General features: G+C 60.3%; 9 protein-coding genes. 7 read left to right on the top strand and 2 right to left on the bottom strand.

The window, feature by feature from the left end; all coding sequences use genetic code 11:
- The 6 genes from KY501_RS52545 to KY501_RS52520 form a co-directional block, all read left to right on the top strand.
- Nucleotides 1-1,231: SAVED domain-containing protein (locus KY501_RS52545; protein ID WP_224373184.1), on the top strand; the 1,231-nt coding region annotated here is incomplete at its 5' end.
- 48 nt (nucleotides 1,232-1,279) lie between these two features.
- Nucleotides 1,280-2,308: a CBASS oligonucleotide cyclase gene (locus KY501_RS52540; RefSeq protein ID WP_224373182.1), complete on the top strand. Its 1,029-nt coding sequence runs from the start codon at nucleotides 1,280-1,282 to the stop codon at nucleotides 2,306-2,308.
- Entirely contained in the window at nucleotides 2,305-2,796 is a 492-nt protein-coding gene (locus KY501_RS52535) for an HORMA-1 domain-containing protein (RefSeq protein WP_224373180.1), read from the top strand. The genes KY501_RS52540 and KY501_RS52535 overlap by 4 nt, the downstream gene beginning before the upstream one ends.
- A gap of 8 nt (nucleotides 2,797-2,804) precedes the next feature.
- A complete protein-coding gene (locus KY501_RS52530; protein WP_224373178.1) occupies nucleotides 2,805-3,695 on the top strand; it encodes an ATP-binding protein in 891 nt (296 codons plus the stop codon).
- Between the two features lie 136 nt (nucleotides 3,696-3,831).
- Nucleotides 3,832-4,083 (top strand): hypothetical protein, encoded by a 252-nt coding sequence (locus KY501_RS52525; RefSeq protein ID WP_224373177.1) that lies wholly within the window; start codon nucleotides 3,832-3,834, stop codon nucleotides 4,081-4,083.
- A gap of 94 nt (nucleotides 4,084-4,177) precedes the next feature.
- The gene (locus KY501_RS52520) at nucleotides 4,178-5,515 is read left to right on the top strand and encodes a nucleotide-binding domain-containing protein (protein WP_224373175.1); all 1,338 of its coding nucleotides are present in this window, start codon (nucleotides 4,178-4,180) and stop codon (nucleotides 5,513-5,515) included.
- Between the two features lie 17 nt (nucleotides 5,516-5,532).
- Here KY501_RS52520 and KY501_RS52515 read toward each other — a convergent pair whose 3' ends face one another.
- Both KY501_RS52515 and KY501_RS52510 read right to left on the bottom strand, forming a co-directional pair.
- Nucleotides 5,533-5,871, bottom strand: a complete 339-nt coding sequence (locus KY501_RS52515) for a hypothetical protein (RefSeq protein WP_224373174.1) — start codon at nucleotides 5,869-5,871, stop codon at nucleotides 5,533-5,535.
- Nucleotides 5,872-6,616: 745 nt separating this feature from the next.
- On the bottom strand, nucleotides 6,617-8,035 hold the full coding sequence (locus KY501_RS52510; protein ID WP_224373172.1) for a transposase: 1,419 nt from the start codon (nucleotides 8,033-8,035) through the stop codon (nucleotides 6,617-6,619).
- A 324-nt stretch (nucleotides 8,036-8,359) separates the two neighbouring features.
- Between KY501_RS52510 and KY501_RS54525 the strand changes: the two genes are divergently transcribed.
- The coding region (locus KY501_RS54525; RefSeq protein ID WP_373691742.1) for a hypothetical protein at nucleotides 8,360-8,609 on the top strand (250 nt) is incomplete at its 3' end.

The raw sequence follows: 8,609 nt of genomic DNA, 5'->3' as shown, positions 1-8,609 counted from the left end.
TCAGCGCGCGGTGGGCAACCCGCCGCTTTGCCACGGCCTCTCGCTCAGAACGGCAAGCCGTGCCGTACCCCAGTCTACCCACCGAGGATCGCGGCATCACGCACTCCTGCCGAAAGGACACATGCAGTTTGCGATCTCCGATAGGGCTGCGAGGGCGTTTACTGCAGAGTTCTACACCAGCCTCGCGAAAGATGGCTTGATTGACGGCGCGGTCACCGAAGGTCGGCTGGCCATGCGCTCGAACGTGCCTGGCTCATTTGAATGGTGCACCCCTGCCCTATACATGCGCACCGGGGCAGCAGGAGAACTGCTCCAGCATGCACCTTCGACCTCATCGGTTCAGAAGGTAGAGTTTGGTAGCCAGGCCCGGGACACGTCCCCCATCTCCAGCGGGCTGCCGCCCGTGTCTGCTCCACCGCAACGGCCGCTCATCCTCATCCGCCACGAGGCCTATAAGCAGGCAACTGAGCAGCCAAGACCGGAGGATTCGCCCGCCTTCTTCGCAGGTCGGGAGCCTCTCACGGTACCCATCAACCAAACCGTCGAATTGGAACAGCGCGATTGGAGCAACTTGGAAGCAGAGGTGAAGCGACTGGCGGCGCGAGATGGCGATCTCCGGCGTACCTTCGTGAAGAGGGATGCCGATATCGGTTATTACGGCTTCCCATTCGTACCGCTGGCAGTGTTAGCGGGATACCTAGCGCAGAACCGCCAGGTGCACGTCTTCGAAGACGTCTCGGGCCGTTTCCGGTGGGATCCTGAGTCGGACATCCCGCCTCCTCCGCTGAACGTGGATGTGCAGTCGCGAGAGGCAGGTAAGGCGGCCCGGATCTGCGTTTCGGTGTCCGCACTCATCGACCTGAATGACTGTCGGCAAGTGCTTCCTGACTCGGACGTGATGCTGGATCTGCATTTCGCGCTCGCGAAAACGGGGCGGGGCAGCGTGCGGCGCGAAGACCAGCTCAAGACTTATGCGCAGGTGATTCGCGAGACGCTCAACAGGCACATCACCTCCAACATGGACCCGGAGCGCCGTCCCGCGAGCGTGCACCTCTTCGCTTCAGTCCCTGTGAGCCTAGCCTTCTACCTGGGGGACGCGCTCACTGCGAGCTGGTTGCCTGAATGCTTCGTCTACAACTACGGCCTTCCCTCGGAGCGGCCCCGCTACAAGTGGCGACTCAGTCTACAGGCGGCGTTCGAGGGCCGACGTTCCATCAAGATCTTCAAATAGCAACATTCATAACCTCCCGAAGGGCGAACGGTCCAGTTAGAGGTCCCCATGGCACAGTTGAGCACACGTAGCCCCCTGCACCGCCGAATGAGCAGCTTTGTCGACTGGATTCGCGGTGGCGACAAGGATGAACTCATTATCAAACAGTCACGCGACATCCGCGAGCGGATCGGCAACCAAGCCGACAAGGACGGACTGACGGTGCGATCGACCCCGAACTCTGGATCGTTCGCCAAGAAGACCGGTCTGCGAAGACACTTATTGGGCGACTCCCCGGTCGAAGGGCAGGACGTAGATCTGCCGTTCGTCATCTCCCCCAAGGACGAAAACGGCGCGCAGATTGACGAACTCCTCGGACGCTTTGATCGTTACGCCGACATTTGTTATCCGCAGACGAAGCGGAAGCGCACGAAAAGCTCCATCCAACTAGACTTCGCGGCCAACAAGCTTCGCTACGACTTGGTCCCCATGCAGGCGGTCCCGGGGAACGATGAGGCGCAGATCCTGCTGCGCGGCGACGGAACAAGGCGCCGAACCTCCGTGCAGAAGCACATCGAGTTCGTTACCCGGCGCAACGGCACGAGCAATGAGCTGCCGGGCCGCGTCCACTTCAATGAGTGCGTCCGCTTGCTGAAGTGGTGGCGGGAGTTCCGACAGGCTCATGCCCGCGTCATCGAGGACGTGCCATCCATCTTGCTCGACCTGCTATGCGCGCACACGTACGACCGCTGCGCGGTTGAGGAGACCTACGCGGGCACCCTCGCGCGCTGGTTCGATCTGCTCGCCGGCACGGTGCGACGAAGAGAATTGGTGACCTTCACCGACTTCGGGCCCAAGCCACTGGCGTCGCCCGACGCACTCTGGACGGTGCTCGACCCCGTCAACGCCAACAACAACATCGTCTCGCAGTGGAACTCGTTCCAGATCGAGGAACTCGGAGACTGGCTCGAGGAAGGTTTCGACGCCATCAACCGCGCCATTGCGGCGGACCACCGGGATGACGACAGAGAGAGCCTGGAGGCTCTCGTCGAACTGTTCGGCAATCCCTTCAAGCATTATTGCGAGGAGAACTCGTGACCTACACGCAATCGCAGACGGCCTCAATGAGCTCTACGGCCACAGAGGCCCGGGTCCGCGAGGTGATGAAGCACGTCTTCGCAGACATTACGGCGCTCGCAACGCGGGGCTTTACATCCCACGAGCGGGCTGCAAAGTGGCGGGATGATCTCACCTGGATGTTGTCCAGCGAGGTGATCTCCAGCTTCGAGCTGCAGCTTGAGGTACCGGGCCAGCGCGCCCGCGGGTTCCACTACGACGTGAGCGATGATGGCTCACTCCAGGAAGCAGGCCGGTCTGGGGGAATGCAGCTCTATGAATTCCCGGATGGCACCACAGCTTCAATTATCGTGTCGTTCAAGCGCCCGCTACAGGACGAGATCGAGGCGGAGATCAAGGCACGGAACTGGACCTCTCCCGCCACCTACCTCAAGGGAGAAAAGACGCGAGACCGAGCCTATTCATGCGACGGGTATGGCGTCGTTCGCAATCGCGTGGGGGATTGGTAATGGCTCCATTGAACCTGTTGGAATCACTGCACCCCTCGAAGCAGGCGCAGGAGCGTTTCGATGGCCTCCTCGGCATCGATATACATAAGCAGCAACTGCGGGATGAGCTATTGCTCCTACTCGCGCCGGAGCGGCTCGAGCAGTGGTTGAAGCGCCACCATCCGGACGGCCTGCCCCTGGCGGAGTCGGCCAGGCGGTCAACACCGCTCGTGATCTTGAGCGGTGAGGTGGGCTGCGGAAAGACCGCACTCGCCACCTCGGTTGGCACGCCCGTGGCTAAAGAGCTGGGATCGAAGGTCGTGGTGCTCGAGACGCCCTCCGATATCCGTGGGACAGGCATGGTGGGCGAACTCTCGGCTCGTATCACCGACGCCTTCTCCCAGGCGAAGGCGAAAGTTCGCAAGGACTACGGGCTTCTCGTCATTGACGAGGCCGATGATCTCGCGCTCAGTCGTGCGGAACTTCAGGCGCACCACGAGGATCGAGCAGGCCTCAACGTACTCATCAAGCAGCTCGACCTGCTGCAGCGGGAAGGGCATCGACTCGGAGTCGTGATGATCACCAATCGGATCGGTTCGCTGGACCCTGCGGTCCGGCGCCGTGCCGCACTCGTCCTCGAGTTCTCCCGCCCGGGAGCCACCGAGCGCCAGGCTATTTTCGAGCAACTCCTCGCGGGGTGCCCGCACACGGTGGCTGACATCAATCGGCTGGTGAAGCAGAGCGAGCGACCCGTTCCCTATTCGTATTCAGATCTCTTCCAGCGGGTGGCGCGAGCAGCTTTGCTGGAATCATGGCGACGGGACACTCCGCTGAAACCCGAGAGCTTGGCCGCCGTAATGGCGGATGTAGAACCCTCGCCTCTCATTGAAGAGGGGACGGGTCCCCGCCGGAGAGATTAGCCCTGCGGCAGGATGAAGTCTTCCGGGGGAGATGACGCGAGCACTCAACCTATGTGGGTAGCGCCACCAAGCCCTCCAACCAAAGCATGCTGTCTTCAGATCATCGCTGAACTGACTCTCACCAAAGTGACCATACATGACTATCTTCTACGTCGCGTACGACCTGGTACGACCCGGCCAGAATTACCCACGCATTACTCAGCGTCTCACGGAACTCAACGCCCAGCGAGTGCTTGAATCCGTCTGGGCCTTGAATGTGAACAACACCAAGGAAGAGGTCTTCAACCATCTTCGCGCCTATATCGACGCCAATGACAGGCTCTTGGTTATAGAGGGAACCAACTCCATGTGGAGCAGGAACACCCTTGGAGATCCGAACAAGGCATGAGTCAAGCCTCGGTGGGACTGTGGCTAACTGCTTGCCTATGACTTCTCACCCGTAAAGTTAAGAGCACAATCAGAACAATGATGGACACTCTACAATGTACGGCGTTCACAAAGCATTAAACGACTTCTACGAGACGCACGTCCGCCTCGGCAAGACCCGAAGAGATAAACTTGCCGAGTACCGAGAAAACTGCCTGAAGCGATTGGAGGAAGGACTCAAGAAGCTCGGGGACGAAAGACGTCAAGAGTACTGCACCTACGAGAGAGCGGTAAACCAAGGCAGTTACGCGATGTCGACGCTGAACCAGCACCCCAACAACGAGTACGATATTGACGTCGCCGTGATCTTCAAGGGAGAAAACCTACCTACCACCGCATTGGAAGCACGTAAGCGCGTAGCGGACGCCATTCTGGCCACGAATGGCAACTTCCTGAAGGACCCGGAGGCACGCACCAACGCAGTCACGGTCTGGTATGCCGATGGCCCGCACGTGGACATGGCCATTTACCGCGAGATGTCCAGCTTTTGGGAAGGAACTTGGCTTGAGCACGCAAGTTCGGACTGGAAGAAGCGGAACCCAGAAGACATCAAGAACTGGTTCACGACTGCCGTTGCGAACAAGAGTCCCGACTCGGACTGGCCTTGGGTGTCCGTTTCTCAGGGGCAACTGCGCCGAGTGGTTCGCTGGGTAAAGGCTTTCGCGCGCTCACGAACCAAGTGGAGCCTTCCGGGTGGAATGATTCTCACTGCCGTAACAACGGAGGTATATCGTCCCAACAACACTCGCGACGACATGGCATTGTACGACACCTTGAAGGCACTCTTGATCCGGTTAGAATCTCAGTTAGATGTAAGTAGCCCACTGGACTCAAGCATACTTCTCACTAGCAAACCCGAGTACAAAGCTCAGATGAAGCGCCTGCGCGAGCGGTTGGAGTGGGTACTGCCGGAGCTTGAAATCCTCAAGAATTCGGCATGTACCTATCCCCAGGCCCTCCGAGCTTGGGGAAAGGTTTTCAACCATCCATTCTGGGGCGAGGCTGCTGACGATGCCGAAGAGGAACTGAAGGAGCTAGCCAAAGCCGAGACGGTCGTCCCACTCACGTTGGTGGTTGATGTTGCGGCCTCCCAGGAGGGTCCCATCAAGTTCCGCTATCGCGACGCCAATGTTGCCTTGCCCAAGGGGATGCATTTGAAGTTCTCGATTGAGGGCGTTCAGCTACAACGCCCCTTCGAGGTCCGCTGGGTGGTTAGAAACACTGGGGATGAGGCTGCAGCAGCCAACCAGTTGAGGCGTGAGGCTATCAGTTCAGAGACCGTGCACTGGGAACACACAAGCTATAAGGGACTGCACGCAATGGTATGTGAAGTCCTTAAAAGTGGCCAAGTGGTGGCGCGTGGCTCCCGAAGGATTCGGGTGGCGGCCAAGTAGTCATGCTCCGCTGTTCCTCACTGGGGATGCTGGGATGCAGGTGTCGAAGCGAAGTCCGTGGCCCCCAACCGTTGGAGTTCGGCGCGCAGCCAATCCCTGAAGAAATACGTACTCGTGAAGGCGAGTTCTTTCTCGGAGCCAACGCTGGCGATCCCCACGAGCCATCTCTGGCTCTTGTCTTCTCGAAAACAGGGCCCACCTGCGTGCCCGTTGTAGACGAAAGCCCCCTGCTGCTCATAGAGGACTTTCCCGTCTGACCTTCCCTGGACCTGGGTGACTTGGTTGCGCCGGAAATAGCGGAGGTAGGGCTCGTCTCGGAAGCGCAGATCGTCGCCGTAGCCCGCCATGACGAGCATTTCGCCTTCCTACACTTCTGTATCGGCAAATGGGACGAACGGCAGGGACTCCGCCACAGGGGTGTCCAGAACGATGAGGGCGAGATCCGCTTCGGTGGACACGATAGCACCGCTCTCATCCAGTTCTAGTCTGAAGGCAGGATGAACGCGAACCCTACCCTCGAACCTTCGCATCTTGAGCGAAGCCGGCCTTTCCTTGGATTGTTGTCCATTCCTGAAGCTGTACCAAACCCTCCCCATGAACGCCCCCAATTCGCATAGAGGTGGCGGGCGGCCTCCAGCAGCATGATGGAGGAGGCGTACTGGTTGCTGAAGTCCACCTTCCCTGCTGCCGGCCCCCCTCTGAATGCCAAGGCAATGGCAGGCTCCCAGCCCTCTGGAAGGGCTGTTGAACCGTCATCTTGTGAAGGACTTGAGGGTGGGGCCTGGGCGAGAGGCGCCGCCGCATCGCTCTTCGCTCCCTCGCGGGTTGCTGAAGGAGCCGTGCTGCTCTGCTTGCAGCCCTCCACGGAGGACGCCGCGACGATGCAGACGAAGATCACTCCGATGGAAGTCAGCGAACGGCGCACCTCAAGCTCCCTCAGAAGCAGAGGGCCACTCGGGTTGAGGATACTTCTCTCCAGCGGGTCACTGCACCACTTCCCTGTTCGGGAGAAACGATCTGAGGATGCGTGCGTGCTCCTCGCACACGACAACGGGCGTCCGCGCTTGCGGACGGTGCAGCTCGCAGGCCGCCACCCGCTCGCTACTTCTGACTAGCAGGGTTGATCAGAATAAGAATAAGGATGAAGGCTGGGCTCCGACCGAGGGAGCAGCCCGTCGGCCTGAGTAGGAGGCCGACACACCAAAGACTACTGCAAGCGAACAGGCGGCTGATGTTGTAGGCCACCAACTTGAGGAGAATCTCTGCGGTGACAGTGGAGGGTTTGCGAGAGGAGACGCGGCGGAAGCCCATGCTGTCTTCCAAATAGGAGAAGACAGGTTCCACGGTCGCCATGCGCCGGTGGTAGCGGGCTTGAGCCCCCTCTTGGCTCATGCGCTCACGCATGGCCCGCTGATGCTTCTCGTAGTCCCAGTTGACCACGAGTTGGCGCTGCTTCGAGGGAGTACACGAAGCATGAAGCGGGCAGTGCTCACAGTCATCTCCTTTATAGACGTGAGCTGCTTTGGCTTTGTCGTAGCTGGGGCCCAGCATGGGTTTGTTGGCCGGGCACAGCACCTGCTCAACAGAGCGCAGTTCAAAGGCATCCCGGCGGAAGTAGTTCTTGCCCAACTTACTGCTGGGCTCCTTCTCGTTGATCAGGACGTCCAGCCACCCGGTATGGGCTGCGGCAAAGGCCAGATCCTGTCGACTCCAATAGCCTGCGTCGGCTGCGGCTTGGAGGCGGACGACCCAGGGCAAACCCACCGTGTGCAGCATGTGGCGGGCCTGGGCCAGTGCCTGCTCCAGCAAGCCGGTGTCGTTGGCAGCCGCGTTGAGCAGCACGCCCACCACCATCCGACTCTGTGTCCCGCTGGCCGTGACAGTCAGGCGGTGCCCTGGCAGATAGACATCCCCTGGGAACTGCATCAGAGCGGCGGCGGGGCTGGTGAGCACCACGGAGGCGGCCTGGGCCTGAGTGCACAACTGCACGGCCTGAGTGTGCCGGGTCACCTTCTGCTGGTGCTGGTGCCGCTCGAGTTCCGACAAGGTGGCCGTATCCACGCGGGCCAGCTCCTTGAGTCGCTCCTGGGACTGCTGGAGGATGCGGACCTGGCCGGGGTCGGCATGGGCTCGCAGGCGCACGGAGTCCACTGCCAAGTCTTGTGCATCCACCCACCCGTGCTTCAGCGCACATTTCACCGTCTGCTCCAGCACCTTCTGGAACAGGGCGGCCTGGCTCATCCGGAACCGGTTGAGCACCGGCCGGCTGATGGCATGGCCTCCCGACAACAACCTCAGGGCGGTGTCTGTCACCAACGCACGCGCCAACTTCGTCGCGTGATGCAGCCCGCTCAAGCTGGCGTACACCCACAAGCACAGCAACTGCCGAGGCGCGTATCCTCTCCGCCCCAACGCCGAGTACTGGGCTTCCACCTGCGACAGGTCCACCCCCTCCATCAGTTTGCGCACCCGCCGTGCCAGATGGTCCGCTGGCACCATCGCCTCTGCGGCCGCCAGCACCGGGACATCGTCCTGTTTGAATCGCGCTGTGGAATCGCGCGGCACACGTCGCCGCTTCGTCGGCTGCTCAGCAGGGGAGGAACAGGTCATTTGCCTCAGAAGGTAGGTTGTTCTATTACCTACCTGCCGGGTCTCTTATTCCGACCAACCCTCCTCAGTCAGGAGTCGACCTTCGTCACCTCCAGGCCACTGCGTTCCGCCCCCACAAGAAAGGTGAGCCTGCCCCGTAGAAGTGCACGCAAGAACAGCTCGATTGACACCCTCCCCACCACTTGCTGAGGTGAGCACGGCTCGCATTCCTTCACGAGGGCTGGAGGGGGAAGCATGAGTGGCTCGTATAAGGCAATCCTGACCTTCGACGATGGTCCCATGGGCGACGAGGGGAGCGCAGGCACCTCGTTGAACATGATCCTCGATGCCCTGAAGAAGCGTGGCGCCATCGGCGTGTTCTATGAGGGTGTTGAGGCAAGGCATTCAGGCAAGGCGGCCCAGCATCAGTCGGATCATCCCCAGGTAGACGAAGGCTTCGGACGACTCCTCTTTTCGCTCGTAGTCTCTGGCCAGGCGTCGTTCT

Origin of the sequence: Hyalangium versicolor, from assembly GCF_020103695.1 — a bacterium.
GTDB lineage: Bacteria > Myxococcota > Myxococcia > Myxococcales > Myxococcaceae > Hyalangium > Hyalangium versicolor.
This window is presented reverse-complemented; position numbering and strand designations above follow the sequence as displayed.